Source organism: Nocardiopsis potens DSM 45234 (assembly GCF_000341105.1).
Taxonomy (GTDB): domain Bacteria; phylum Actinomycetota; class Actinomycetes; order Streptosporangiales; family Streptosporangiaceae; genus Nocardiopsis_A; species Nocardiopsis_A potens.
In genome coordinates this window covers 22,427-49,044 of record NZ_ANBB01000063.1, presented here as the reverse complement: position 1 = coordinate 49,044, position 26,618 = coordinate 22,427, and the positions used below count along the sequence as shown (strand labels likewise).

The following is a 26,618-nucleotide window of genomic DNA, read 5'->3' as shown; positions in this document are numbered from 1 at the left end:
GCCTCCCTCGGTGCTTGCGCCGCGCTCACTCCCGGGCGCGCTCCAGCGCCTCCCAGAACCCCTGCCGCAGCGCCTCGCGCACCTCGTCGCGGAGCAGGTAGTCGATCGGCAGCGCCGAGCCCTGGAGCAGCCGCGCCTCCAGGTCGGAGGGCATCCGGGGGCGGCGCACCAGCACCGCCTCCAGCCACAGCGCCGGCGCGTCGCGGGCGATGGACTCGGCGAAGTCGTTCCCCTCTCGGCGCGCGACATTCACCGCCTCCTCGATCGTCCGCGCGGCCGACGCCCCGGCGTAGTCCGCGCTCGGGACGGGATCGGTGTAGGGCCCGTGCTGGACCCTGGGTCGGAGCCTGGGACCAGTAGCGTCCGGGGGCCGGACCCCCGGGGCGCCTCCCCGCGGGGAGTCACCCTCCGTACTGGTCCCAAAAGTAGGGTTTGGCCCGGTACCCCCTCCGAACCCCGGGTTCTCCCCGGTGGTCGGCCCGTACCGGGGGTCCGGCGGGGCCGGTGCTCTGCCGGGCGGCGCCTCGTGCTCGTACCCGGCGGGCTGCTGGTGGTGGCGCGGGCCCGCCGGGTGGCCGGGGGCGGCCATCGGCGCGTGCGCCCCGGTCTGCGCCTGCTGCGGCGGCTGGGCCGGCTGCACCGGCTGCTGCGGCACGGGCTGCGGCGGAGCGCCGTAGGCCGGCTGCGGGCCGGTCGCGGAGGCGGCCGCGAGGCCGCCGTGCGCGCCGGTGGCCGAGGCGCCCGGGGAGGCGTCGCGCAGGCTCTGGTGCGCGCCGGTGGCCGACGGGGCGTGCGAGGCCCGCGGCCCGGTGGGGAAGCCGTTCGCGTCGATCGGCCCGGACGCGGAGCGCGGCGGCTCGGCCCCGGCCTGCGGGGCGAGGTGGTCGCCGCCGCGCTGCTGGGCGATGCTGCGCCGCATGGCGCGCAGCTGGTCCATGGCGCTGCCGCTCATCGGCTGCTGGGCGCCGGTCCCGGCGAACACCGGCTCCAGCCCGGGGGCGGGGGAGGCGGGGGGCGCCGGCTCCACCCGGTCGGACTCCGGGTGCGCGGTGACCGGGCGGCGCTCGGTCTCGGGGGCCGAGCGGCCGTGCCCGTTGGCCAGCGGCGCGGTGGTCTCCGCCGCCGACTCGGCGGCGGCCGCCCCGGAGAGCAGGGTGACGTAGGGGCGCAGGTGCCCCGCGCCGATCTCGATCAGGTCGTCGCACTCCCGGCGCAGCGCCCGCGAGATGGTCCAGTTGCCCTCGACCGAGACGTGCACGACGGTGACCCGCACCCCGAGGTCCTGCACGTCGGCGACCACTTGGGCCATGTCCTCGTCCCCGCTGACCAGGACCGCCTCGCAGAGCGTCCCGGTCCGGGCGAGCGTGGTCAGGTCCCGTTGGACATAGCTCTCGACTCCCTCGCGTCTGCCCGGACGGATGCGTGCGGCTCGGAACTTGATTCCGGGGATGTCCGCAATACCGTCCTGCTCCTGGCTGCGACGGCCGTCCGCCGTCGCCTCGTACCAGTAGCACCGCAGCAGTGGGAGCCCCGTGCGGTCCCGCGCGACCTCTTCGAGAAGCCGGGCCAGGCCCGCGTAATCCCATGACACGGAATCCCGGTTGCGGGTCCCGTGCACCGCCATCGCACCGTCGGCGAGGAGGTAGCCGGCGTCGACGAACAGCGCGCAGCGATCCACCCGACACCGCTCCTTCCGTTGTTCGGCACCCCGGAGCCGGTGTTCCCGCACCGGGTCTGTCCAGCGATCGGCATCGGCCCGTGAAAAGGCCGGGCCACAGCCTAACCAAGTCTGTGCCGGTTTGCGTGCCGAGTGCCCGAGTCGGTACCGCGAACCGCGTGTTCACGGCCGACCCGGGGGCCGTTCCGCGGGCCGGATCCGCTGCCCCGCCGGGGCTGCGGCGGCCCCGGCGGGTTCCGCCGGCCCGGCGGAACCCGGTGGCCCGGTCAGCCGCCGGCCGGCGGCCCCGGCACCGCGGGCTCCCCCGGAGCGCCGGGGGCACCGGGGGCGCCGGGGGCGCCAGGGGCCTCCGGTCCCTCGGGGCCGCCCGGGGCGCCGGGCGGCCCGGGCGGGTCCGGCCACTGCGGGTCGGACGGCCGCTCGACCCAGCCCGGCGGCTGGGGCACCCCCGGCTGCCCGGGCCACTCCGGCCATCCCGGCCATTCGGGCCACTCCGGCCAGACCGGCGGATCGGGGACCTCCGGGGGCGCCGGCGGGTCCGGGACCTCCGGCGGTTCCGGGGGGTCCGGCGGTTCGGGGACCTCCGGCGGCTCCGGCTCCTCCGGGGGCGCGGGCCGCTCCGGCGGGGGCGGCTCCTCCTCCGGCGGCTCCGGCGGCGGGGGCTCCTCGGCCGGAGGGGCCGGGGGCGGCTCCTCGGCCGGCGGCGGGGGCGGCGGGTCGGCGGGGGGCGGGGCCGCGGGGGGATCCGCGGGCGGGTCGGCGGGAGGCGGCGGCGCGGGCTGCTGCGGCGCCGCGGCCTGCGGCGGCTCCGGCGGGGGCACCTGCTCCTCGTTGCTGACCAGGGCCAGCGCCGCGGCGGCGGCGACCGCCACGGTGGCGCCGCCGGCGGCCGCGGCCTGCTGCTGGCGCTTGGGCAGCCGCCCCCACCAGCCGCCGCCGAACACGGCCCCGCCCGGCAGGCTCGCCAGGTACCCGGCGGCGACCGGGCCGGCGAACAGCGGCAGGACCAGCCCGCGCAGCCCGACGTTGACGTCCATCAGCTCGGCGTAGACCTCGCGGCACTGGGAGCAGTCGTCCAGGTGCCGGTCGACCGTCCTGGTGTCGCGCTTGGCCAGCCCGCCGCGGACGTAGCCGCCGAGCAGCTCCAGCGCCGGGCGGCAGCTCTCCGCCGGCGCCCCGCCGGCCAGGTGCATCTGCAGGTAGGCGCGGCGCAGCCCCTCCCGGGCGCGGTAGGCCAGCGCGGCGACGGTGTTCGGGTCGCGGCCGAGGATCCCGGCGGCCTCGGCGGGCTTGATGCCCTCGATCTCGGTGTACCAGAGCACCGACTGCCAGTCCGGGCGGAGCGAGAGGAAGGCCCGCGCGATCAGCGACCGCTCCAGCCCCTCGACGGCCGGGTCGACGAACGGCTCGCCGCTGTCGAAGCGCTCCATGTCGTCCGTGACGACCTGCCGCTTGTCCTTGCGGGCCCGGTCGTAGACGCAGTGCCGCAGCGCGGTGAGCAGGTAGGGGCGGAACCCGTCCCGGGGGCCGCCGCCGCGGCGCACCACGTCGAGCACCCGGGTGAAGGTGTCCGCCACCGCGTCCTCGACCTCGGCCTCGCCCCGGACCAGCTGCCGGGCCAGGCCGCGGGCCGCGTCCACGTGCCGCTCCCACAGCGTGCCGAAGGCCGCGGTGTCGCCCCCGCGCACCTGCGAGAGCAGCTCATCGTCACCCGCCTGCGACTCTGCGTCCTCCTGCTGCACGTCGGTCATCCGTCGCCCCCTTCCGCCGTCCCTGCGGCCGCGTTTCCCGACACCCGCGGAAACCCGTCGGACGCCGCTCCGCCCCTCCGCTGAGAAGAGGTCGAAAAAAAATATCCCGCAATCGCGTCATAGCCGCCACCGGAGTCCGTGAACAGGGGTGAAGGCGTTCCGGCGGAGCCCGCCGAAAACGGGGGCGCGGGCCCCTGCCGGAACGGCCTGACCAGCGAGGACAGGAGCTTCAGTGATGGAGGCACCCGGACAGGGCGGATCGGCGCCGGCGGACGAGGCCGCGCAGCGCCGCAGACTGCGCACCCTCTGGTGCCGCAGGAGCAGACTCACCGGCTGGGACCCGCCGGACGACTGGTGGACGCCGGTGGTGGACCACATCTGCGAGGCCGCGGTGCGCGGCGGCGACCTCGTCCCCGGCTGCCTCCGCTTCGGCCAGGCCCGGGCCCGGTCGGGGGTGGACATCGGCGCGACCATCACCGACTTCGCCGCGCTCACCGACGTGCTCGGCTGGACCGAGCCGCCGCTGCCGCTGGTGCGCGCGCTGGCCGAGGGGTGGGTGGACGGCGGCCGCTCCACCGAGGAGTGCCAGGACCCGCTGACCGGCCTGGCGACCGAGGCCTTCCTGCGCACCCGGATCGGCGAGCTGTACCGGGGCGAGGGGCGGGCCGACGAGCACCGGCTGGTCATCGTGGCGCTGGACCCGGCCGCCGACCCGTGGCGGCGCACCGCGCAGCTCATCGTCCTCGGCCACGAGCTGAACCGGTACTTCGTCCGCGCCGAGTCGATCGCGCTGCTCAGCCGGACCCGGCTCGCGGTGCTCACCGAGACCTCCGCCGACCTCGGCGAGCGCGCCCGCCACCTGCGCGAGAACATCTGCCGCGAACACGGCGCCGAGCTGTGGACGGTCCCGCTGCCGGACCGCCTGGACGAGGCCCGGTCCCTGCTCAACGACATCGGGAGGCCCCTCTCCACCTGACCGCCGGCGGCCCGGGGCGCTCCCGGGCCGCCGCGACCGTGATCGGCGGCGCCTCCCTCGGCTCCGACCGGTCCGCAGCGCCGCCGGCGCCGCGCGGCCCCGCAGAGGGGGCGGGGCCCGGCACCGGCGGCCACCGGCCCGCGGCGCCCCGCAGAGGGGGCGGGAGCGCCCGGGCCGGCGCCCACCGGGCACGCGCCCGGTGCGGGCCGCCCGGCCGACGCCGGGGAGCGCCTTCTGGCCCCGAGAGGGGCGGCCTCCCCGCCGGCCCCGGCGGCAGGGGGCGCGTCCGCTTGGGGAGGCGGACGCGCCCCCGTTCCCTTCCCTCCGGCCCCAGCCCCACCTGCCAACGGGGAAGTGGCGCCTCCCGGGTCAGTGCACCGCGCGGGCCTCGTCGATGACCTCGTCCAGGACGTCGCGGGAGCGGAGCAGGTCGCCGATCATCCGGTCGATCCGGTCCCGCTCCACCTGGAGCACCTCGGCCAGTTCGGGGGTGGCGGTCTCCGCCGGGCCCTCCCCCGGGTCGTTCAGGCAGGGCAGCAGCCAGCCGATCTTCTCGCTGCACAGGCCGGCCGCGAACAGCTCCTGGATCCGGATCACCCGGCCCACCGTCGACTCGGGGAAGTCCCGGTGCCCGCCGGAGGTGCGCTCGGCCGCGATCAGGCCGAGCTTGTCGTAGTAGCGCAGCGACCGCTCGCTCACCGCGGTCCTGCGGGCCAGCTCTCCGATCCGCACGGCGCCTCCCGGGGTTGAATCTGACACCGGTGTCAGATCCTACGCTCCCGCCATGACGAACAACGAGACCTCCCCGCTCCTCGCCCCCTACGCCCTCGGCCCGCTGGAGCTGCCCAACCGCATCGCGATGTCGCCGATGACCCGCTTCCGCGGCGACGAGGACGGCGTCCCGCTGCCCATCGTCGCCGAGTACTACGCCCAGCGCGCCGGCGCCGGGCTCATCGTCAGCGAAGGGATCTGGCCGTCGTTCTCCGGGCAGAGCGGATGGCGCATCCCCGGCCTGGTCACCGAGGACCAGGTGCGCGGCTGGCGGCGGGTGACCGACGCGGTGCACGCCGCCGGCGGGCGGATCGCCGCCCAGCTCATGCACGGCGGCCGGATGGCGCACCCGGACACCCGGATCGACGGCGGGCACCCGCCGGCCCCGTCCCCGGTGCCGCTGCCGTTCCAGGTGCACACCCGGTACGGCAAGGCCGACCCGGTGGTCCCCGCCGAGATGACCGGGGAGGACATCCGCGAGGCGGTGGCCGACTACGCCCGCGCCGCGCGCAACGCGATCCGGGCCGGCTTCGACCTGGTGGAGCTGCACGGCGCCAACGGCTACCTGATCCACCAGTTCCTCGCGGACAACACCAACCTGCGCACCGACGCCTACGGCGGCGCCGGGCGGGCCCGGTTCGCCGCCGAGGCGGTGCGCGCGGTGGCCGAGGAGGTCGGCGCGGAGCGGACCGCGATCCGGCTCTCCCCCGGCAACCCGCAGTTCGGGATGGCCGAGGCCGACCCGGCACCGGTCTACCGCGCGCTCCTGGCCGAGCTGGACCCGCTGGGCCTGGCCTACCTGCACCTGACCGAGGCCGCCGGGTCCGGCTACGCCTCCCTGGCCGACCTGCGGCCGCGGTGGAGCGGGACGCTGATCGGCAACGTCGGCGAGAACGGGGAGCCCACCACCAGGGAGGCGGCCGAGGAGGTGCTCCGCTCCGGCCGCGCCGACCTGGTCTCCTTCGGCCGGGCCTTCATCAGCAACCCGGACCTGCCGCACCGGTTCGCCACCGGCGCGCCGGTCGCCCCGCCGGAGACCAAGGAGCACTTCTATGACCACGGCCCGGAGGGCTACACCGACTACCCGGCGGCCTCCGCCGAACTCCTCGCGGCCGCGCGGTGAGCCGGGCGAGCGCCTGGGCCGGGCCGCCGACCGGGCGGTCTGGCCCGGCCGCCTCCGGTGCTCTGCCCGCACCCGCACGGCGGGGCCGCCGAACGCAGCGGAAGAGGAGCGGTCTCGGCGGCGGGCGAGGCCCCCGGAGGGACACCGGTCCGACGGCCCTGCTCAGCGGCCTCCGGCGTCCCGCTCGCAGCCATGCGGTGAGCCTGATGGGCGCCCCGGCGAGGACGGCGTCGCCGGAGGCCGGGGACCCCGCCCCGCAGAAGCAGCGGCCCGGCCACCGGTCGACGGCCCCCTGCTCAGCACCCCCGGCGGCCCCGTTCAGAGCCGGGCGATGAGGCCGGCGAGCGCCGCGGCCGGGTCGGTGCCGGGGGCGGTGGCGTCGGCCACCGGCCAGCCGCGCATCCCGGCCAGGCGGGCGGTGGGGGCGTGCCGCGGGTCGGTGAGCAGGTAGCCGCAGGGGGCGTCGGGCCAGTCCGACACCTGGGGCAGCGGCTCGGTCCAGTACCCGGGCGGCGCCTGCGGACCGGCGAGCGGCTCCGCGTCCCCGTCCTCCGTGCCCTGTGCGTCCTGCGGGTTCTGCGCGGCGCGCAGTTCGCCGCGGGTGGTGCCGCCGGGGGCCGGCATCAGCGCGTCGACCAGGACGTAGCCGGCCGGGGGCCGGTGCGCGGCGCGCTGCGCGGCGCCGATCGCGGCGGCCAGCGGGCCGGCCTCGCCGACCGCGACCAGCAGCGGGTGCTCCGGGGCCGCGGCGGCGATGCGGAGCGAGGCGGCGGCCACCCAGCGGGCCGCGTACGGCGGACCGCCGGGCTCCGGCGCCCCGATGACCAGGGGATCCTCCAGTGCCGCGGCGAGCGCGCGCTCCCCCTCGCCGGCCTCCGGCCCGCCGAGCAGCAGCACCGGCGCGGCCGCCCGGGGCCCGCCCGGGCTCACCTGACCGGGCGGGTCTCGTCGACGACCCAGTCCAGGTACTCGGCGGAGCCGCCGGCCACCGGGACCGCGACGACCTCGGGCACGTCGTAGGGGTGCGCCTCGGTGAGGTAGGCGGTGAGGGCGTCCAGCCGGTCGGCGGCGGTCTTCAGCACGACCAGCCACTCCTCGTCGGCCTGGATCCGCTCCTCCCACCGGTAGAAGCCGGTGATCGGCCCGCCGACCTGGGCGCACGCGGCCAGGCGGTGCTCGACGGCGGCGCGGGCCAGCGCCTCGGCGTCGGCCCTGCTTCCCGCGGTGGTCTCCACCCGGACGTGCTGGTGCCCGTCCACGGGCTCCGGCTCTGCCATGTCCACCCACTTCGGCTGCTCGGAACGGTGATCGACAGGTTCTAGGCTCACAGGCATGAGCGACCGCGAAGAACTCCTCCGACACATCAACGATAAGGCCGTGGTGCACGGCCGCGTCACCCTGTCCTCCGGCCAGGAGGCCGACTACTACGTCGATCTGCGCCGGGTGACCCTGGACGGGGAGGCCGCCCCGCTGGTCGGCCGGGTGATGCTGGAGGCCACCGCCGACCTGGAGTACGACGCCGTGGGCGGGCTGACCCTGGGCGCCGACCCGGTGGCGGCCTCGATGCTGCACGCCGCCGCGGCGTCCGGGCGGCGGCTGGACGCGTTCGTGGTGCGCAAGGCGGGCAAGGCGCACGGCCTGCAGCGCCGGATCGAGGGCCCGGACGTCGCCGGGCGCCGGGTGCTGGCCGTGGAGGACACCTCCACCACCGGCGGCTCGGTGCTCACCGCGGTGGAGGCGCTGCGCGAGGCCGGCGCCGAGGTGGTCGGGGTCGCGGTGATCGTGGACCGGGGCGCCCGGGACAAGGTGGCCGGCGAGGGCCTGCCCTACCGGGCCGCGTTCGACCTGTCCGACCTGGACGTCTGAGCCCTTCCGGGCTTTCGGCCCCGACCCCGCACCCACCCTGCCGAGCCCAGGGCCGCCGCTCTCCCCAGGGCCCCGGCCCTGGACGCACGTCCTGTGCGGGGCCGCCGGGGCGGTGGGCCGGGCAAAAGCAACAGGCCGGGGCTCAACATCGTCGTGGTACCACCGCGATGACGTCTCGACGAGGTGAGCGCGGGGCCGGGGGCCGGGAAAGACGGTGCCCCTGAGCTCGACGAGGCGGGCGCGGCCGGCGCGGGTCGGCGTGGGGCCGGGGCGGGAAGAAGGCCCCCGCCGACGATCTAACCGGCGGCGCCGCTCTCGACCAGGAAGGACTTCCCGGCCTCTTCGGCGGCGAGGTCCTTGAGTTCGCCGTTCACGTAGACCTCGACGGCGTCGGGGTCGGAGACCGAGACGTCCATCGCGTCGTGGTCGTAGCTGAGGTACTGGCCCTGGGTCATGGTGGTGTCGGTGAGCACCTCGCCGCCGGGGATGCGCACCAGGACATCGCTGGAGTCGCCGACCACCTTGATGTAGAGCACGCTGTCGTCGGCGTCGCCCACCTCCTCGGCGCCGTCCGCGGCGGGCTCGGAGGGCTGCGCCGGCGCGGCGTTGCCCGGGAGTGAGTTGTAGAGGAAGAACCCGCCGAGCGCGACCAGCGCGACGAACAGCGCGATCGCCGCGGCGATCGCCGCCACCTGGCCTGCGCCTCTCGGGTCATTGCGATGTCGTCCCACGCGCCTGAATGTAGCGTGAATCACGCATGGCATTCGAGGGAGGGTGTCCTGATACGCCCTTGATGAGAATTTTTCCTTCCGGTACCCGCCTCTCCACCCGCACCGCAGCCCCGATCAGGGCGCGTTGGCCGCATCCGGCCCATCGGTGCACGCAGGGCTCCGGACTCCCCCGTTCTTCACATCGGAGGACACGGCACGCATACCGCCATTGGACTGGACATTTGGTCTAGACCTTTCCGAGGGCCAGGTCCGTTCGCGATACTGGGTCCGGACCCCCGCCCCCTCCCGCCGCCCCGCCGGGCCCTCCGGGAGGATGGGGGAGACACCGCAAAGGACATCCAGGCCGACCAGGGAGTCACACCATGCCCATCGCGACCCCAGAGGTCTACACCGAGATGCTGGCCCGCGCGAAGTCCCAGGGCTTCGCCTACCCGGCGATCAACGTGACCTCCAGCCAGACCCTGCACGCCGCCCTGCGCGGGTTCGCCGAGGCCGAGAGCGACGGCATCGTGCAGATCTCCACCGGCGGCGCCGAGTTCCTCTCCGGCGCGACGGTGAAGGACATGGTCACCGGCTCGGTCGCGTTCGCCGAGTACGCGCGGATCGTCGCCGACAAGTACCCGGTCAACATCGCGCTCCACACCGACCACTGCCCCAAGGAGAAGCTGGACGGCTTCGTCCGCCCGCTGCTGCAGATCTCCAAGGAGCGGGCGGCCGCCGGGCAGCAGCCGCTGTTCCAGTCGCACATGTGGGACGGCTCCGCGGTGCCGCTGGAGGAGAACCTGGAGATCGCCACCGAGCTGCTGGCCCTCTCCAAGGCCGCGAACACGATCCTGGAGATCGAGGTCGGCGTGGTCGGCGGCGAGGAGGACGGCATCGTCGGCGAGATCAACGAGAAGCTGTACACCACCCCCGAGGACGCGCTGCGCACCGCCGAGGCGCTCGGCCTGGGTGAGAACGGCTACTACATGACCGCGCTGACCTTCGGCAACGTGCACGGCGTGTACAAGCCCGGGCACGTCAAGCTCCGCCCGGAGGTGCTCAAGGAGGCGCAGCAGGCCGTCGGCGCGAAGTACGACCGCACCCGCCCGTTCGACTTCGTCTTCCACGGCGGCTCCGGCTCCACCCTGGAGGAGATCCACGCCGCCATCGAGTACGGCGTGGTGAAGATGAACATCGACACCGACACGCAGTACGCCTTCACCCGCCCGATCGCGGACCACATGCTGAAGAACTACGATGGCGTGCTTAAGGTCGACGGCGAGGTCGGGAACAAGAAGCAGTACGACCCGCGCTCCTACGGCAAGGCCGCCGAGGCGGGCATGGCCGAGCGCGTCGCCGAGGCCAGCCGGCAGCTCAAGTCCGCGGGCAAGAAGATGTCCTGACCCGCGCTCCGAGACCGGCCCCCGGTTCCCAGCGGGCTCGGGGGCCGAGGTGCGCCCGGCCGCCTGCTATCCATGGGCGGACGCAACGGCCGGGCGCGCCACCCGCTCCCCCCGGGGAGGGGGTGGCGCACGCCGCCGGAGAAGGCGTGCCGCCCGCCGCCCGCGCCCGGCCCCGCGCTGGCAGGATGGGGCCATGGATCCGCATCAGAACCTGCTCGGGGAGCCGCCGGCCACCCGCCTCCCCGACCTGACCGAAGCCCGGGAGGCGCTCGCCTCCGGCACCGACGCCACCGAGGTCGCCGCGCGCTTCCCGGCCTACTCCGCCGCCTGGGCCGCACTGGCCGAGCAGGCGCTGGCCGAGTCCCGGCCGGTCGCCGCCTACGCCTACGCCCGCACCGGCTACCACCGGGGCCTGGACCAGCTGCGCCGGGCCGGCTGGAAGGGCCACGGCCCCGTCCCCTGGGAGCACGGCCCCAACCAGGGCTTCCTGCGCGCGCTGGCCGCGCTGGGCAAGGCCGCCGCCGCCATCGGCGAGGACGAGGAGGCCGAGCGCTGCTCCTCCTTCCTGGCCGACAGCAGCCCCGAGGCCGCCCGCGAGCTGGCCTAGCCGGCACCGGAGGAGGGCAGGCGGGCGGGCCGGCGCGCACCGGCCCCCCGCCGGCCCGCGGAGCCGCACGCAGAGCCGTACTGACCGGGCAATTCACCGCTTAACGAGCGGGCGGCGGTCGTGTACGCTCTAGACGCAAGGGCCCCTGTCGCTTTCTTGCGCCAGGGGCTTACCCGTGTCCGGGCCGCGGACCGAACGATTGAAGAGGTAGACCCGCATGCCGGCGATCACGCTCGTTGGGGCGCAGTGGGGAGACGAGGGCAAGGGCAAGGCGACCGACCTTGTGGGCGACCGCGTGGACTACGTGGTGCGCTACCAGGGCGGCAACAACGCCGGCCACACCGTCGTCATCGGAGACCAGAAGTACGCGCTGCACCTGCTGCCGTCCGGGATCCTCTCGCCGGACGTGGTGCCCGTCATCGCCAACGGGGTCGTCATCGACCCGGCCGTGCTCTTCGAGGAGCTCGGCGGGCTGCAGGCGCGCGGCGTCGACACCTCCAAGCTGCTGATCTCCGCCAACGCGCACCTGATCATGCCCTACCACCGGGAGCTCGACAAGGTCAGCGAGCGGTTCCTGGGCAAGGGGAGGATCGGCACCACCGGGCGCGGCATCGGCCCGACCTACGCCGACAAGATCTCCCGGGCCGGCGTGCGCGTGCAGGACATGTTCGACGAGAAGATCCTGCGCAAGAAGGTCGAGCTGGCGCTCAACGACAAGAACCAGGTCCTCACCAAGGTCTACAACCGGCGCGGCCTGGAGGCAGAGCGGATCATCGAGGACTACCTGGGCTACGCCGACCGGATCCGGCCGCACGTCACCGACACCTCCCTGGTGCTGAACAAGGCGCTCGACGAGGGCAAGAACGTCTACCTGGAGGGCTCCCAGGGCACCCTCCTCGACATCGACCACGGCACCTACCCGTTCGTCACCTCCTCCTCCCCCACCTCCGGCGGCGCCTGCGCCGGCGCGGGCATCGGCCCCACCCGGATCACCAAGGTCGTCGGCATCCTGAAGGCCTACACCACCCGGGTCGGCTCCGGGCCGTTCCCGACCGAGCTGCACGACGAGTGGGGCGAGTGGCTGCGCACCCAGGGCCACGAGTTCGGCGTCACCACCGGGCGCAACCGCCGCTGCGGCTGGTTCGACGCGCCGATCGCCCGGTACGCCACCCGGGTCAACGGCATCACCGACTTCTTCCTCACCAAGCTGGACGTGCTCACCGGCCTGGAGAAGATCCCGGTCTGCGTCGGCTACGACATCGACGGGTCCCGGCACGACGAGATCCCGATGACCCAGACCGAGTTCCACCACGCCGTGCCGGTCTACGAGGAGCTGGACGGCTGGAGCGAGGACATCACCGGAGTCCGCTCCTTCGCCGAACTTCCCAAGACCGCCCAGGCCTACGTGCGTACCCTGGAGGAGATGTCCGGCGCCCCGATCTCGGCCATCGGCGTCGGCCCCGGCCGCGACCAGACCCTGGAGCTGCGCTCCCTGGTCTGACGCGCCGGCGCGCACCCGTACCACTGCCCCTCCCCACGACGAACGACGAACAAAGGGTCCGATACGTGAAAGCCCTGGTACTCGGCGGCGGTGGCCGCGAGCACGCCCTCGTCCGCGCCCTCTCCCTCGACCCGGGTGTCACCGGGCTGCACTGCGCGCCCGGCAACCCCGGGATCTCGGCCCTGGCCGAGAACCACGTGATCAACGTGACCGACGGACTGGCCGTCACCGAGCTGGCCGCCCGGATCCGGGCCGAGCTGGTGGTGATCGGCCCGGAGGCCCCCCTGGTCGCGGGGGTCGCCGACGCACTGCGCGACCGCGGCATCCCGGTGTTCGGACCGGACCGGGAGGCCGCCCGGATCGAGGGGTCCAAGGGCTTCGCCAAGGAGGTCATGGAGGCCGCGGGGGTGCCCACCGCCCGCGCCCGGCTGTGCACCAAGCCGGCCCAGGTCGCCGAGGCGCTGGACGCCTTCGGCCCGCCCTACGTGGTCAAGGCCGACGGGCTGGCCGCGGGCAAGGGCGTGGTGGTCACCGAGGACCGCGCCGCCGCCGAGCGGCACGCCCGGGACTGCGGCCGGGTGGTGATCGAGGAGTTCCTGGACGGCCCCGAGGTCTCGCTGTTCGTGCTGAGCGACGGCGTGCACGCGGTCCCGCTGCCGCCCGCCCAGGACTTCAAGCGCGCGCACGAGGGCGGCACCGGCCCCAACACCGGCGGCATGGGCGCCTACGTCCCGCTGGGCTGGGCGCCCCCCGGCCTCACCGAGGAGGTCATGTCCTCGGTGGTCGGCCCGACCATCCGGGAGATGGCCCGGCGCGGCCACCGCTACCAGGGGCTGCTCTACGTCGGCCTGGCGCTGACCTCGCAGGGCCCGCGGGTGGTGGAGTTCAACGCCCGGTTCGGCGACCCCGAGGCGCAGGTGGTGCTGGACCGGCTGGCCACCCCGGTGGGCGCGCTGCTGCAGGCCGCCGACACCGGCGGGCTGGGCCGGATCACCTCGCTGGAGTGGCGGAACGGCGCCGCGGTGACGGTGGTCGTCGCCGCGGAGAACTACCCGTCCTCCCCGGTCACCGGGGACCCGATCGGCGGCCTGGAGGCGGCCGGGTCGGTGGACGGCGCCTACGTGCTGCACGCCGGGACCGCCTGGCGCGGCGAGCGGGAGATCGTGTCCAGCGGCGGCCGGGTGCTCGACGTGGTCGGCACCGGGGAGACGCTGGCCGCCGCCCGGGAGCGCGCCTACGAGGCGGTGGGCAAGATCGAGCTGCGCGGCTCCTTCCACCGCACCGACATCGCGGAGCAGGCCGCCGCCGAAGAGCAGGCGTAGGAACATCCCGGCGGAGGGGCGGGCGGCGGTTCCGCCGCCCGCCCCTCCGCCGCCTCTCCGATGGTCTTGACGTTGCGGCCCTGTCGATGCGTGTCGATAGGGCCGCAACGTCAAGATCACCGTCCGGGGCCCGAGCCCGGGCCCCACCGCTCCGTGCCCTTCTGAGCTGCTGGAAAGATGGAACCGTGATCGAGCGCTACACCCTTCCGGAAATCGGGCGCGTCTTCAGCGACGCCCACAAGTACGAGCTCTGGTGCCGGGTCGAGACCCTGGTGATGGAGGCGCACGCGGCCGCGGGCACCATCCCGGCCGACTCCGTGGACCCGGTCCGACAGGCGCCCCCGCCCACCCCGGAGCGGGTGGCCGAGATCGAGGCGGTGACCCAGCACGACGTCATCGCCTTCCTGACCGCCTGGGCCGACAACACCGAGCCGCGCGACGCGGCCAAGTGGGTCCACTTCGGCATGACCTCCTCCGACCTGCTGGACACCGCGCTGGCCGCGCAGCTGGTCGAGGCCACCGACATCCTGCTGGCCAAGGCCGACGCGCTGGTCGCCGCGCTGCGCGACCACGCCCTGGCGCACCGGGCCACGCTGCGGGTCGGCCGCACGCACGGCATCCACGGCGAGCCCGACGTGTGGGGCCACCGGGTCGCCGACTTCGCGTTCGGCATGGCGCGCTCCCGGGACCGGCTGCGCCGCGCCCGCGAGGCGGTCGGCGTGATGGCCATCTCCGGCCCGGTCGGCACCTACTCCAACATCGACCCGGAGGTCGAGGCCTACGTCGCGGAGAAGCTGGGGCTGCGCCCGGCCGACGTCTCCACCCAGGTGGTGCTCCGGGACGGGATCTCCGAGTGGGTCTCCGCGCTGGCGATCATCGCCACCGTGTGCGAGGCGGTCGCCCTGGAGGTGCGGCACGGCCAGCGCACCGAGGTGCGCGAGCTGTGGGAGCCGTTCGGCAAGGGCCAGAAGGGCTCCAGCGCCATGCCGCACAAGAAGAACCCGATCATGTCCGAGCGGATCTGCGGCATGGCGCGCAACGTGCGCGCGCAGATCGTCCCGGTGATGGAGGGCATCCCGCTCTGGCACGAGCGGGACATCTCGCACTCCTCCACCGAGCGGATCTCGCTGCCGGACGCCGCGATCGCCACCGACTACCTGCTCAACCTGACCACGAAGCTGGTCACCGGGCTGGTGGTGGACGCCGACCGGATGCGCGCCAACCTGGACTCCACGCACGGCCTGATCTACTCCTCCACCGTGGTCTCCGAGCTGATCGAGACCGGGATGTCCCGGGAGGACGTCTACGCGCTGGTGCAGACCGCCGCGATGCGCACCTGGGACACCGGCGCCCCGTTCCGGGAGACGCTGCGCGAGGAGGCCGCCGCCCGCGGCGCCGAGCTGGACGAGGCCCGGCTGGACGAGGTCTGCCGGCCGGAGCGGTTCGTGCGCCGCCTCTCCGGCGTGTTCGAGCGGCTGGAGAAGCTGGCGTGAGCGGATTCACCGTCAAGCCGGAGCCGGTGCAGGTGCCGGGCCTGACCCACCTGCACACCGGCAAGGTCCGCGAGCTGTACGCCACCGCCTCCGGCGAGCTGGTGATGGTCGCCACCGACCGGGTCTCCGCCTACGACTGGGTGCTGCCCACCGAGATCCCGGACAAGGGGCGGCTGCTCACCGCGCTCTCGCTGTGGTGGTTCGAGCGGCTGGCCGGCCTGGCCCCCTCGCACGTGCTCTCCGACACCCCGCCGGCCGGCGCCCCCGCCGACTGGAACGGGCGCACCCTGGTCTGCCGGCGGCTGGACATGGTGCCGGTGGAGTGCGTGGCCCGCGGCTACCTGACCGGGTCCGGCCTGGCCGAGTACCGGGACGGCGGCGCGGTGTGCGGGGTCGCCCTGCCCGCCGGGCTGGAGGACGGCTCCCGGCTGGACGAGCCGATCTTCACCCCGGCCACCAAGGCCGAGGTGGGCGAGCACGACGAGAACGTCTCCTTCGAGGAGGTCTCCGCCCGGGTCGGCGCGGAGCTCGCCGGCGAGCTGCGCGAGCTCACCCTGGCGCTGTACGGCCGGGGCCGGGAGATCGCCGAGGAGCGCGGCGTGCTGCTGGCCGACACCAAGTTCGAGTTCGGCCGGAACGCCGAGGGCCGGCTGGTGCTGGCCGACGAGGTGCTCACCCCGGACTCCTCCCGGTTCTGGCCGGCCGACGGGTGGGCGCCCGGGCGGGCGCAGCCCTCCTACGACAAGCAGATCATCCGCGACTGGCTGACCTCCGCGGAGTCCGGCTGGGACCGGGCCTCCGACGCGCCGCCCCCGCCGCTCCCCGACGAGGTGGTGGAGCGCACCCGGGCCAAGTACGTCGAGGTGTACGAGCGGCTCACCGGCTCGCCGGTGCCGTTCGGCTGATCCGCCCCGGGCCCCGGTGCTCCGCGCCGGGGCCCGCGACACGCCGGGCCCGGTGATCCCGGCCACGATGGCACCGGCAGCCACGCAGAGCACTTACAGTGGTAGCGGTCCTTTGCCCGGTCCCGCCGATCGGCGCGCCACGCACGGGACGTCCGCACAACCGTCTGCACCGCGCACCGGGCGGCCGAACCCGAGTCATTCCGCAACCGCCCCGCGTCCGAGGAGCCGCCCGCATCCGGGCGGGGTCGGACGCGTCGGCCCGGCCGGTGCGCAGGCGGGCGGTGCCGATCGGAGCGCCGGCCGGAACGAGCCGGGCGTTCGGCGCGTCTCACACCACGGGCGCGCCGCTGAGCACGACCCCTACATCCGCCTCACGAAGGAGCACAAGAGCATGGGCCAGGAGGTTCGCTACCGCGTCCGCGGCGGCCGTCCCCTGAACGGGACGGCTTTCATCCAGGGCGCGAAGAACGCCGTGCTGCCGATGATCGGCGCCGCCCTGCTCGCGGCGAAGGGACGCACCGTACTGCGCAACGTCCCCACCATCGAGGACGTCCGCCGCGCCCTGGAGCTCGCCGAGCACATCGGCGCCAAGGTCGAGTTCCACGAGGCGGAGCGGACCGTGGTGATCGACGCCTCCCGGCTCGGCGACGACCCGGAGCGGGCCGTGCTGCCCGCCGAGATCGCGGCCCGGTTCCGCGGCTCGGTCCTCTTCGTCCCGGCGCTCATGCACCGCATGGGCCGCGCCCGGATCGAGGGCGTCGGCGGGTGCAACCTGGGCAGCCGCAAACTCGACTTCCACTACCGCGGCTTCGCCCGGCTCGGCGCCGAGGTCACCGAGGACGAGGACCGCAACCACATCAACGTGAAGGCCGACAACCTGCGCGGCGGCCACCTCTACCTGGACACCCCCTCGCACACCGGCACCGAGAACCTGATCATGGCCGCGGTGCTGGCCCCGGGCACCACGGTGATCGAGCACGCCGCGCTGGAGCCCGAGGTCCTCGACGTGATCGAGTTCCTCTCCGCGATGGGCGCCAAGATCAGCGGCGGCGGCACCGGCTTCATCACCGTGGAGGGCGTCGAGGAGCTCACCGCGGTCGAGCACACCATCATGAGCGACCGGATCGACGCCGGCGTGTTCGCGATGGCGACCGCCGCGGCCGGCGGCGACGTCAGCCTGGTCGGCGCCAACCTGGAGCACCTGGGCGTGGCGCGGTGGAAGCTCGACCAGATGGGCGTCGAGTTCTCCCAGCAGGGCGCGGTGCTGCACGTCCGCCGCGACCCGTCGGTGCAGCTGCGCCCGATCAACGCGGTCACCTCGCCCTACCCGGGCTTCGCCACCGACCTGCAGTCGCCGCTGATGGCGCTCGCCACCCTGGCCGAGGGCGAGAGCTACCTGCACGAGAACATCTACGACGGCCGGTTCGCGCTGGCCGACGAGCTGAACAAGATGGGCGCCAAGATCGAGGTCGCCGGCACCCGCGCCATCGTGCACGGCCCGACCGACCTGCGCGGCACCGAGGTGGTCGCGCACGACCTGCGCACCGGTGCGGCGCTGGTGCTCGCCGGCCTGGTGGCCGAGGGCGAGACCATCGTCTCCCCGGGCTACCTGGTCGACCGGGGGCACGCCCAGTTCGCCGACCGCCTCGCCGCCCTGGGCGCCGACGTGGTCCGCGAGGTCTCCGAGTAGGGCGGCCGAGCTCCGGCTCACGCCGGGGTGGAAGGTCCGCCTGCGCGGCGCTTCCACTCCGGCTTTCGATCATCTGCGTGAAATGATCATCATCGGCCCCGCACAATGGGTACGATCGCGGCAATCATGCCGTGACAGAAAACAGGTTCGGGAACCAGTGGGCGCACATAGTGAAGAGCGTGGAATGGTAGCGGGGAGCAGCCCGAGGTGAGTGCGCAGCGAACCGGCGATTTGACCATCGGCGTCATCGGCCCGCATGAAGTCGTCGAGCGCGTCATGCTCATGGGTCCGGGGTCCACGGGGCCGCTCAACGCCAGACTCATCGCCGCCGCCTATCGAGACGAGCAAGAGGCGACCGACAAGGTACTGCGGCTGGGCTCCGCCATCGACGCGTACCTGTTCGCCAGCCCCGTGCCCTACGAGTTCGCACGGAAGGCCGGGGTCCTCACGATGCCCGCCACCTACGTGCCGCTCGGCGGGGCCAGCCTGCACGAGGCGCTGCTCCGCGCCACCCTGGACGAGAGATACGACCCGACCAAGGCCAGCCTGGACGTGCTCGGCCGGAGCGACGTGGTGGAGGCCTACTCCGAGGTCGACCTGCCCGTCGACGGCATCCACGTGCACGAGGAGCTCACCAGCACCGCCCAGCTGACCTCCTTCCACGAGGGCCTGTGGCGGCGCAAGGCCACCCGGATGGCGATCACCTGCGTGCGCGGCGTCGCGGAGCGGCTGGAGGCCATCGGGGTCCCGGTGATGCGGCTCCGCCCGACCAACGCCGGCGTGCGCAGCGCCCTGCAGACCGCCGGCCTGCTCGGCGCCCACCACCGGCTGGAGGAGGCCCAGCTCGGCGTCGTCATCGTGGACGTCCCGACGCTGCGCGACTCCACCCGCCGGTCCACGCCCCGCTACTGGCGCGACGAGCTGCGCCTGGCCCTGCACCGGCTGCTGCTCCAGGAGGCGCACCGGATCAACGCCACCGCGCACCCGGTGGACGACCACACCTTCATGGTCACCGCCACCCGGGGCTCGCTGGTCACCGCGACCGAGGGCTTCCGCCAGCCGCCGTTCGTCGACCGGATCAAGGCGGAGCTGGGCATCGCCATCGAGGTCGGCATCGGCATGGGCCGGACCACCCAGGACGCCGAGACGCACGCCCGCGCGGCACTGAGCCGGGCGCAGGCGACCCGGCAGAGCTTCGCGGTGGACCGGGAGGGGCGCTCCCTGGTCCCGGCGCAGCGCGCGCCGGCGCGGCAGGGGTCGGAGTCGCTGCGCAGCAAGGGCCGGGAGACGCTGACCCGGCTCTCGGAGCGGATCGCCGAGGAGGACGGCCCGCTGGTGGTGGACGCGGAGAACGCCGGCCGGATGCTCGGGGTCACCCCGCGCACCGCCCGCCGGCTGCTGCGCACCCTGGTCGAGGAGGGCCTGGCCTGGCCGCTCCCGCCCAACCGCACGCTGCAGCCGGGCCGCCCGCGCCAGCTCTACCGGCTGATCGTGGAGAAGCTCGACAAGGACAAGGCCGGGAAGTAGCCCGGCGCGGATGAGGGCCCGGCGCCGCGCGGCGCCGGGCCCTCATTTCGCAACGCAGGGGCGGCCGTCAGCCGTTGCGCCGCGGGAAGGCGCGCGCGGCGGCCAGGAAGGCGTCGTTCTCCTCCGGGGAGCCGATGCTCACCCGGGCGCCCTCGCCGGCGAACGGCCGCACCGACACCCCGGCGGCCGCGCAGGCCTCGGCGAACTCCGCGGTGTCCTCGCCCAGCCGCAGCCAGACGAAGTTGGCCTCGGTCGGCGGGACGGTCCAGCCGTCGGCGAGCAGCGCCTCGCGGACCCGGACCCGCTCCTTGACGGTGCGCTCGACCCGGTCCAGCAGCTCGTCCTCGGCCCGCAGCGAGGCGACCGCGGCCGCCTGGGCCAGGTGGTTCACCGCGAACGGGACCATGGTCTTGCGCACCGCCGCGGCGACGTCCGGGTGGCCGACGAGGAAGCCGACCCGCAGCCCGGCCAGCCCGTAGGCCTTGGAGAAGGTGCGCAGCACGGCGACGTTGGGCCGGTCGGCGCGGAGCCGGATCCCGTCCGGGACCCCGGTGTCGCGCACGTACTCGCGGTAGGCCTCGTCCAGCACGACCAGCACGTGCTCCGGGACGCGGTCCAGGAAGGCGGTCAGCTCGGCCTCGCGCACCACGGTGCCGGTGGGGTTGTTCGGGTTGCACACGAAGACCATGCGGGTCCGCTCGGTGATCGCGGCGGCCAGCGCGTCCAGGTCGTGCACCTCGTCCGCCAGCGGGACCGTCACCGGCGCGGCGCCGGAGAGCTCGGCCAGCAGCGGGTAGGCCTCGAAGGAGCGCCAGGCGTAGAGCACCTCGGCGCCCGGCTCCGCGACGGCCTCCAGCAGCTGCTGCAGGATGCCGACCGAGCCGGCGCCGACCGCGACCTGGTCGGTCTCGACCCCGAACCGGGAGGCGATCTCGGCGGTGAGCGCCTCGGCCCCGGTGTCCGGGTAGCGGTTGAGCTCGGCCGCGGCCGCGGCGACCGCCGCGGTCACCGAGGGCAGCGGGTCATAGGGGTTCTCGTTGGAGGAGAGCTTGACGGACCGCCCGTCCGGCCCCACCACCCTGCGCCCCGGCCGATAGGCGGGGATGTTCCCGAGGACAGCCCGGAAATATGGCGAATTCCGCTCCGACACCATTGTCCTTCCTCGATACTCAGTGCAAGGGACAGGCTACCCAGCGCGAGAATCGACCGGATGGACGCCTGACTCCTCAGCGGAAATATCGCACAGAACAGGAAAAGGCACCATGGACCACTCCCGATCGGCACGGACGGCGGCGCTCACCTGGTCCGTCTGCGCGGTACTGCTCGCCGCGTCGGCCTGCGGCGGCGGGCAGGGCGCCGAGGAGGCCGGCGGCGGCGAGGGCGGGAAGCAGGACGGCCCGGCCGCCGCGTCGGCGGAGAAGCTGAACGAGGCCCAGCTCGTCCAGTACGAGGACGCCAAGGTCGTCCCGGAGGCCGGCCAGAGCGGCGCCTACGGGGAGCTGTCCGGCGTCGCCCGCACCAAGAAGCTCCGCGAGGAGACCGAGCTGGACAAGCCGGAGTGCGCCGACGCCACCGAGCGCTGGGCCGCGGTGCCCGAGGTGCGCGACGCCCCGGCCTCGGTCGCGGTCTACGCGCGCGGCGACGACACCACCCTCTCGCACACGCTGCTGGCGCTGCCCGCCGACGCCGCGGACAAGGCGCTGGAGGCCGCGGTGCCGCCCGAGGAGTGCTCCTCCTACGAGGCCACGATGAAGGACGGCGGCACCTCCTCCTACGAGATCTCCGAGCTGGACGCGGACGAGGTCGCGGACGGCTCGCGCGCGTTCACCGTGAAGACCGAGGCCCAGGGCGAGGAGGTCTGGCTGTACGCCCTGGTCTACCGGAACGGCGACCACCTCGCCTCGACCTCGATCATCGGCCCCGACGCCGACGGGGACTACGCCGATCTCCTCACCGGCTTCACCGAGTCCGCGGTGGAGCGGGAGGACAAGATCCTCACCTGAGCCCGCCCCGGCCACCGGAACCGCGAGAACGCGGGCGGCTCCGGCCGCCCGCACCCCGCGCCGGCCCGCACCGCCCGCGCGCAGCCCCTGCCCGCCCCGGCGGGCCCAGCGCCCGCCGGGGCCGGTGCGGCGGCCCCTCCCCGCTCGGAGCGCGCCCCGCCCCCGTCCCGCGCGGGAATCCGGCGCGCCTCGCGGCCTTCACCGCGCGGCGGGCGGTACCCGCCTCGGGGATCCGCCCCGGAAGGTCCGCCGCGAGAAGAGCACGGCACCGGCCCTCCACCGGGGGGAATCCCGCCCTGCCTGCGGTTCCGGCCGCGGGCCGCTCCTCCCGCCGGCTCTCCGCGCTCCGGGCGACACGCCCGGTCCGCCCGGATCGGTGGCGCCGCGTCCGGGGATCCACTAGAGTCTTCTCCGTTCGAACAGAAGTTCGATCGAAGGGGGTTTGGGGGGCATGACCACGGCAGCGCAGGTCTCAGGTCATCGGTCGTCTCGGTTCGGCGGAGCCGGGCGCGCCCCCCACTCTCCCGCCGAGGACCGGCATCTCATGCGCCGCCTGGACTGGGGCGCCCGCTCCTCGGCCGCCTTCTACCGGTCCCTGGAGAGCGCCTTGGAGGAGCCCTCCGGCCCGGTCCGGATGGACCCGGTGCGCAACCCCTACACCCCGGGCGCCGGCCTGCGCCCGCCCGAGCTCGCCGGGCGCGAGGACGAGCTCCGCCGCTTCTCCGTGGTGCTGGAGCGGGCCGCGCGCGGCCGGCCGGAGCGCGGCACGGTGCTCACCGGGCCGCGCGGCGCCGGCAAGACGGCGCTGCTCAACGCCTTCCGCTCGCTGGCCGTGCAGCGGATGTGGGGCACCGGCGGGTTCGAGGCCCGGCCCGGGCGGTCGCTGCGCGCGCCGCTGGCGGCCGCGCTGCACGGCGCGCTGCGCGAGCTGGCGCCCCGGCACCGCGCCCCGGACCGGGTCGAGTACGTCCTGGGCGTGCTCAAGTCGTTCGCCCGCACCGGAACCGCCCCGGGCGAGCGGCGGCACCCGGGCATCGACGCGGTCGCGGTCCGCGGCCGGGCCGACTCCGGCGACATCGGCACCGACCTGGCCGAGCTCTTCGCCGACGCCGCCTCCATCGCCACCGACCTGGGCACCGGCATCGCCCTGTTCATCGACGAGATGCAGGAGCTGGGCGCCGAGGACCTCTCCGCGCTCTGCACCGCCTGCCACGACCTGGCGCAGAGCGGCGGGCCGCTGCTGATCGTCGGGGCCGGCCTGCCGCAGCTGCCCGCCGCGCTCTCCGCCGGCCGGGGCTACTCCGAGCGGCTGTTCCGCTACACCGGGGTGGACGGCCTGGGCCGGGCCGAGGCGTACCGCGCGCTGACCGCCCCGGCCGAGCCCGAGGGGGTCGGCTTCCGGGACGAGGCGCTGGAGGCGCTCTACCGGCTCTCCGGCGGCCACCCCTACCTGCTCCAGGCCTACGCCAAGGCCGCCTGGGACGCGGCCGAGCAGAGCCCGATCACCGCGGAGGACGTCACCGCGGGCGCCGCCGAGGCCGAGGAGGAGCTGGACGCCGGCTTCTTCGGCGGCCGCTACCGGTCCGCGGCCCCCGCCGAGCGCACCGTGCTGCACGCCATGGCCGGCCTCGGCGACGGCCCGGTCCGCACCGAGGAGCTCGCCGCCGCGGCCGCGCTCCGCCCCGCGGCCCTGGCCGGGGCCCGCGCGGCCCTCACCGAGAAGGGCCTGATCCACGAGTCCGGGCCGGACTCCCTCGCCTTCTCGGTACCGGCCTTCGCCCGCTTCCTCCGCCGCACCGCCTGACCACGCCCCTCCCCCCGCCGGGCCCCGGCCCCTCCTCCGGGGCCCGGCCCCGCGCCCACCCTGTCGAGCCCAGGGGCCGCTGCCCTCCCCAGGGTCCCCGGCCCCGCGCCCACCCTGTTGAGCCCAGGGCTGTTGCTTTTTCCCGGCCCTGAACACGCGTCCCGCGCGGGATCGCCGGGGCGGTGGGCCGGGCAAAAGCAACAGGCCTGGGCTCAACATCGTCGTACCACCGCGACGACGTCGAGCTCCGCGTCGTCATCTTTGCCCGGCCCACCGGAGGCGGTCTCGTTTCCCCGAGTAGGAAGGGGCCGGGAAAAGACGACGACCCTGAGCTCGACGAGGTGGGTGCGCCCGGGACGGGCGGCAGGTGCCGGGCTCCCCTCGGGTGCTCAGTTCAGGCTTCCGGGGCCGGCGTCGGGGATGCCGGTGTCGGCGGTGCGGTCGCGGGTGCGGCGGGCCGCGGGGATGTTCCGGCCCGGGAAGCGGCGGGCCGTCCGGGGCAGCACGGTGTTGGTCGGCTGCGGGGCGCCGTTCCGGGTGCGCGGGAGCGGGGTGCTGCCGTCGTCGGCGATCTCGCCCAGCACCGCCAGGGTGGCGCCGTTGCCGATGTCGATCACCGCGGCGCGCACCTGCGGGTCGCGGCCGTCCAGCTCCACCGCGAAGACCACGTGCACCGGCCGCCCGTACCGGCGGCCGTCGAACCGGAACAGCCGCCAGCACCCGTTCCGCCACACGTCCACCGGCTCCGGCTTCTCCGCGTCCAGCGTCGCCGGGACCGACCGCCACACGTCGCTCGCGCGCAGCCGGGCCAGGGTGCGGCGGACCGGGACCGGGCGGATCTCGCACGGCTCCCGGCCCGCGGCGCGCGCCACCGCCTCGTTCAGCTCCGGCGAGAGCGCCAGGACCGCCCCCAGTTCCACCGCGGCAAGGCCGGCCGCCGCCCAGGTCGGCCCGGCCAGGACCGCGGCCCCGGTGCCCGCCGCGCCGATGGACGCGGCCGAGGCGGCCGCCAGCAGTCCGGCGCGGCCGATGCTCCGCCATCCCACCGGGGTGGTGCTCAGCCCGCCGAAGCAGCCGCACCCCATCCCCGGGTCGCGCCGGCGGACCAGCACCAGGGCTGCGGCCGAGGCGGCGAACAGCACCGCGGCGGCGCCGCGGGCCAGGTCGCCCAGCGGGCCGCCGAGCACCAGCAGCGCGACGGCGAGCAGCGCCTCCACCGCCACCGCGAACAGCCGGAACGGTCGGTGCAGCGGCCGGGGCAGCAGGGACGCGGGGCCCTGCCCCGCCGCGGAGCGATCCGCGGCCTTGGCGGCGGCGCCGAGCAGCAGCATCAGCGCCACGATCGGCGGCTGGATCTGGAGCAGTGTCGCGAGCACGGGCTCACCCCACCCTCAGGGTCGCGGGAACGCAGCCGGCCTCGGGGCGCCCGCCCAGCGCCACGAAGCTCGGCAGGGTCAGTTCGGCCAGCCGGCCGCGCGCCTCGGAACCGGAGTCCCTGCACCGGTCGCAGAACCGGCTCAGCGCCGAGGCGCAGTCGATCACCGGGACGGCGACGCGCTCCCCGGTCTCGTCGTTGCTCAGCCCCAGGGTGACCCCGATGGACAGCCGGGGCAGCGGCAGGCAGGGGTCGGTGCGGTCGCACCCGGGGCCGCAGTCGTCGCCGGAGTCCAGCGCCGGGTAGGCGGCGCCCTGCAGGCGGGCGCGCGGGTCGTCGTGCGCGGACCGGCCGGCCGCGGGGTCGTACCAGGTGGCGACGGCGGAGACGGTCCGCGGCATGGTGCGCGCCGGCGGCCGGCGCGGGCTCTGGTCCACCGGGTAGGGCGGCTGGGTGGTGGCCGGGACGGACGCCTCCACCTCGCCGTCCCGGCGCAGGCCGATCGCGTCGAACAGGCGGCCCGGCTCCAGGTGCGGGTGGCGGACGGCCATCCGGCCGGAGGCCCGGTAGGGCACGACGGCGACCACCGCCGGGCGCCCGTGCCCGGGGTCCACCCGGACGGCCTCCCCGTCCACCTCGGTGATGGTTCCGGTGACCCGCCCGAGCTGCGCCCAGACGCGGTCGACCACCCAGCGCCCGCCGGGGGCGCAGCGGGCCAGCACGTCGTCGCCGAGGCGCAGTTCGCGGGGGGCGGCCTCGCGGCCGCGCCAGAACCGGGTGGCCCCCTCGAACAGGAACCGCTCCTCCCCCTCCGGGGTGGCCAGCACGATCATGTGCTGGCTGACGTCCAGCAGCACCCCGCGCACCACCCTGGGCGACGGGCCGTCCGGCGGCGGCGCGGCCTCCTCGCCGAGCAGAGCGGAGGTGAACCTCCATCGGTCACCTATATCAACCGACATCATCCCTCCTCGCCCCAACTGTCCCGACTGCCCGTTTTCTCATTCTCGTCAAGCGCCCCCGCCGGGACACTCCCCACGCCGACGAAGACGTCATTCCGCCTGATTCCCCCACTTGTCCGGCGACACGCCTGGCGTCCACCACCCCTCCCGGCCCCTCCGAACCGGGAACGCCTGCCCCGCAGGACGTCCGCATCATCCGGAGCCGCCCGGTTTGTCAGAACATGGTGTCCGGCTTGTCTGCCTGTTGCCCCCACCGTGGAAAAGTGGTGATCAAGGACGATATGTGACTGAAAGAACTCGCCGGACGACGGTCGGCGAGCGACCCCGGGGCCGGTGATCCCATGCCCGAGACGGTACGGCGCACGAGGTACGAAGAGTTCACCGAGTACGTGAACGACCGCGGCCCGACCCTGCTGCGCATCGCGCGCTCCCTGGCCGGCAACCACTCCGACTCCGAGGACCTGCTCCAGGCGGCGCTGCTCAAGACCTTCTTCGCCTGGGACCGCATCACCAACCCCAAGGCCCGGGACGGCTACGTCCGCCGCGCCATGGTCAACACCCAGATCTCCGAGTGGCGCCGCAACCGCCTGGAGATCTATCCCACCGACGACATCCCCGAGCAGCGCGTGGACGACCCCACCGCCCGCTCCGACCTGGCCGACGTGGTCAACCGCGCCATCTCCCGCCTCCCCGACCGGCAGCGCCAGATCCTCCGCCTCCGCTACTACAACGACCTCACCGAGGCGCAGATCGCCGACCGCCTGGGCGTCAGCATCGGCACCGTGAAGAGCACCGTCTCCCGCGCCGTCGGCAAGCTCCGCGACGACGCCGACCTGGTGATCGAACGCACCACCGCCTGACCCCGGATCCGCTCGTTTTGCGCCCGCGGCCCAGTACTCTGTAGTCTTGAGCGAGCCGAGGAGGATTCGCCTAGAGGCCTAGGGCGCCGCACTGCTAATGCGGTTGGGGAGCAATCCCCTCATGGGTTCAAATCCCATATCCTCCGCTGGTCAGAAGGGGCACTGTCGATCCGGCAGTGCCCCTTCTCCGTGCCCCGGTAGCGGTTCCAGCAGTGGTCCCATCGAAGCTCATGGCACCCCGCCCCGTCTCTGCAGCCGGACCAGGCGGCCCCGTCTGCCCTCCCGGGCGCA

At 74.8% G+C, this 26,618-nt stretch carries 23 protein-coding genes and 1 tRNA gene; 15 read left to right on the top strand and 9 right to left on the bottom strand.

The genetic code is table 11. The annotated features are described in order from the left end of the window. Window positions 1–25 precede the first annotated feature (25 nt). The gene (locus D459_RS0124975) at window positions 26–1,678 is read right to left on the bottom strand and encodes an NYN domain-containing protein (RefSeq protein WP_017595738.1); all 1,653 of its coding nucleotides are present in this window, start codon (window positions 1,676–1,678) and stop codon (window positions 26–28) included. A gap of 266 nt (window positions 1,679–1,944) precedes the next feature. Further along, window positions 1,945–3,429, bottom strand: coding sequence for a sigma-70 family RNA polymerase sigma factor (locus tag D459_RS37425; RefSeq protein ID WP_051065536.1), 1,485 nt, complete (start codon window positions 3,427–3,429; stop codon window positions 1,945–1,947). Between the two features lie 235 nt (window positions 3,430–3,664). On the opposite strand from D459_RS37425, the gene D459_RS0124965 reads away from it, so the two are divergent. Beyond that, the gene (locus D459_RS0124965; protein WP_017595737.1) at window positions 3,665–4,405 is read left to right on the top strand and encodes a hypothetical protein; all 741 of its coding nucleotides are present in this window, start codon (window positions 3,665–3,667) and stop codon (window positions 4,403–4,405) included. Between the two features lie 369 nt (window positions 4,406–4,774). Here the strand turns inward: D459_RS0124965 and D459_RS0124960 are convergent, their stop codons facing one another. After that, complete coding sequence (locus D459_RS0124960) at window positions 4,775–5,137, bottom strand: MerR family transcriptional regulator (protein ID WP_017595736.1); 363 nt, start codon at window positions 5,135–5,137, stop codon at window positions 4,775–4,777. Between the two features lie 52 nt (window positions 5,138–5,189). Here D459_RS0124960 and D459_RS0124955 point away from each other — a divergent pair, with 52 nt between their 5' ends. After that, the gene (locus D459_RS0124955) at window positions 5,190–6,299 is read left to right on the top strand and encodes an alkene reductase (RefSeq protein WP_017595735.1); all 1,110 of its coding nucleotides are present in this window, start codon (window positions 5,190–5,192) and stop codon (window positions 6,297–6,299) included. A gap of 318 nt (window positions 6,300–6,617) precedes the next feature. Here the strand turns inward: D459_RS0124955 and D459_RS0124950 are convergent, their stop codons facing one another. Further along, a complete protein-coding gene (locus D459_RS0124950; protein ID WP_017595734.1) occupies window positions 6,618–7,229 on the bottom strand; it encodes a hypothetical protein in 612 nt (203 codons plus the stop codon). Beyond that, complete coding sequence (cutA, locus tag D459_RS0124945; protein WP_017595733.1) at window positions 7,226–7,576, bottom strand: divalent-cation tolerance protein CutA; 351 nt, start codon at window positions 7,574–7,576, stop codon at window positions 7,226–7,228. The genes D459_RS0124950 and cutA overlap by 4 nt, the downstream gene beginning before the upstream one ends. Window positions 7,577–7,631: 55 nt before the next feature. Here cutA and pyrE point away from each other — a divergent pair, with 55 nt between their 5' ends. Next, window positions 7,632–8,165 carry an orotate phosphoribosyltransferase gene (gene pyrE, locus D459_RS0124940; protein ID WP_026120741.1) on the top strand — a complete coding sequence of 178 codons (534 nt, stop codon included), beginning with the start codon at window positions 7,632–7,634 and terminating at the stop codon, window positions 8,163–8,165. Window positions 8,166–8,461: 296 nt separating this feature from the next. Here pyrE and D459_RS0124935 read toward each other — a convergent pair whose 3' ends face one another. Continuing rightward, window positions 8,462–8,857: a hypothetical protein gene (locus D459_RS0124935; protein WP_017595731.1), complete on the bottom strand. Its 396-nt coding sequence runs from the start codon at window positions 8,855–8,857 to the stop codon at window positions 8,462–8,464. 401 nt (window positions 8,858–9,258) lie between these two features. Here D459_RS0124935 and fbaA point away from each other — a divergent pair, with 401 nt between their 5' ends. The 8 genes from fbaA (at window position 9,259) to D459_RS0124895 (ending at window position 19,326) form a co-directional block, all read left to right on the top strand. Then, window positions 9,259–10,281, top strand: a complete 1,023-nt coding sequence (gene fbaA / locus D459_RS0124930; protein WP_017595730.1) for a class II fructose-bisphosphate aldolase — start codon at window positions 9,259–9,261, stop codon at window positions 10,279–10,281. A gap of 193 nt (window positions 10,282–10,474) precedes the next feature. Further along, window positions 10,475–10,888: a DUF3151 domain-containing protein gene (locus D459_RS0124925; RefSeq protein ID WP_017595729.1), complete on the top strand. Its 414-nt coding sequence runs from the start codon at window positions 10,475–10,477 to the stop codon at window positions 10,886–10,888. A 217-nt stretch (window positions 10,889–11,105) separates the two neighbouring features. Next, window positions 11,106–12,389, top strand: a complete 1,284-nt coding sequence (locus D459_RS0124920) for an adenylosuccinate synthase (protein ID WP_017595728.1) — start codon at window positions 11,106–11,108, stop codon at window positions 12,387–12,389. 65 nt (window positions 12,390–12,454) lie between these two features. Continuing rightward, on the top strand, window positions 12,455–13,711 hold the full coding sequence (gene purD / locus D459_RS0124915) for a phosphoribosylamine--glycine ligase (RefSeq protein ID WP_017595727.1): 1,257 nt from the start codon (window positions 12,455–12,457) through the stop codon (window positions 13,709–13,711). Window positions 13,712–13,896: 185 nt separating this feature from the next. Then, on the top strand, window positions 13,897–15,204 hold the full coding sequence (gene purB / locus D459_RS0124910; RefSeq protein WP_017595726.1) for an adenylosuccinate lyase: 1,308 nt from the start codon (window positions 13,897–13,899) through the stop codon (window positions 15,202–15,204). Continuing rightward, entirely contained in the window at window positions 15,201–16,109 is a 909-nt protein-coding gene (locus D459_RS0124905; RefSeq protein WP_017595725.1) for a phosphoribosylaminoimidazolesuccinocarboxamide synthase, read from the top strand. The genes purB and D459_RS0124905 overlap by 4 nt, the downstream gene beginning before the upstream one ends. A gap of 391 nt (window positions 16,110–16,500) precedes the next feature. Beyond that, window positions 16,501–17,799, top strand: a complete 1,299-nt coding sequence (gene murA, locus D459_RS0124900; protein WP_017595724.1) for a UDP-N-acetylglucosamine 1-carboxyvinyltransferase — start codon at window positions 16,501–16,503, stop codon at window positions 17,797–17,799. 276 nt (window positions 17,800–18,075) lie between these two features. Next, on the top strand, window positions 18,076–19,326 hold the full coding sequence (locus D459_RS0124895; protein ID WP_051065537.1) for a hypothetical protein: 1,251 nt from the start codon (window positions 18,076–18,078) through the stop codon (window positions 19,324–19,326). A gap of 67 nt (window positions 19,327–19,393) precedes the next feature. Here the strand turns inward: D459_RS0124895 and hisC are convergent, their stop codons facing one another. Continuing rightward, entirely contained in the window at window positions 19,394–20,479 is a 1,086-nt protein-coding gene (hisC, locus tag D459_RS0124890) for a histidinol-phosphate transaminase (protein WP_040711004.1), read from the bottom strand. Window positions 20,480–20,588: 109 nt separating this feature from the next. Here hisC and D459_RS0124885 point away from each other — a divergent pair, with 109 nt between their 5' ends. Both D459_RS0124885 and D459_RS0124880 read left to right on the top strand, forming a co-directional pair. Beyond that, entirely contained in the window at window positions 20,589–21,329 is a 741-nt protein-coding gene (locus D459_RS0124885) for a hypothetical protein (protein ID WP_017595721.1), read from the top strand. 544 nt (window positions 21,330–21,873) lie between these two features. Further along, on the top strand, window positions 21,874–23,133 hold the full coding sequence (locus D459_RS0124880) for an ATP-binding protein (protein WP_017595720.1): 1,260 nt from the start codon (window positions 21,874–21,876) through the stop codon (window positions 23,131–23,133). A 389-nt stretch (window positions 23,134–23,522) separates the two neighbouring features. Here the strand turns inward: D459_RS0124880 and D459_RS0124875 are convergent, their stop codons facing one another. Beyond that, entirely contained in the window at window positions 23,523–24,509 is a 987-nt protein-coding gene (locus D459_RS0124875) for a MauE/DoxX family redox-associated membrane protein (RefSeq protein ID WP_017595719.1), read from the bottom strand. A 4-nt stretch (window positions 24,510–24,513) separates the two neighbouring features. Beyond that, window positions 24,514–25,467 (bottom strand): hypothetical protein, encoded by a 954-nt coding sequence (locus D459_RS0124870; RefSeq protein ID WP_026120738.1) that lies wholly within the window; start codon window positions 25,465–25,467, stop codon window positions 24,514–24,516. Between the two features lie 341 nt (window positions 25,468–25,808). Between D459_RS0124870 and D459_RS0124865 the strand changes: the two genes are divergently transcribed. Beyond that, window positions 25,809–26,327, top strand: coding sequence for a SigE family RNA polymerase sigma factor (locus D459_RS0124865; RefSeq protein WP_017595717.1), 519 nt, complete (start codon window positions 25,809–25,811; stop codon window positions 26,325–26,327). A gap of 59 nt (window positions 26,328–26,386) precedes the next feature. Next, window positions 26,387–26,473, top strand: a tRNA-Ser gene (locus tag D459_RS0124860). Window positions 26,474–26,618: the final 145 nt, after the last annotated feature.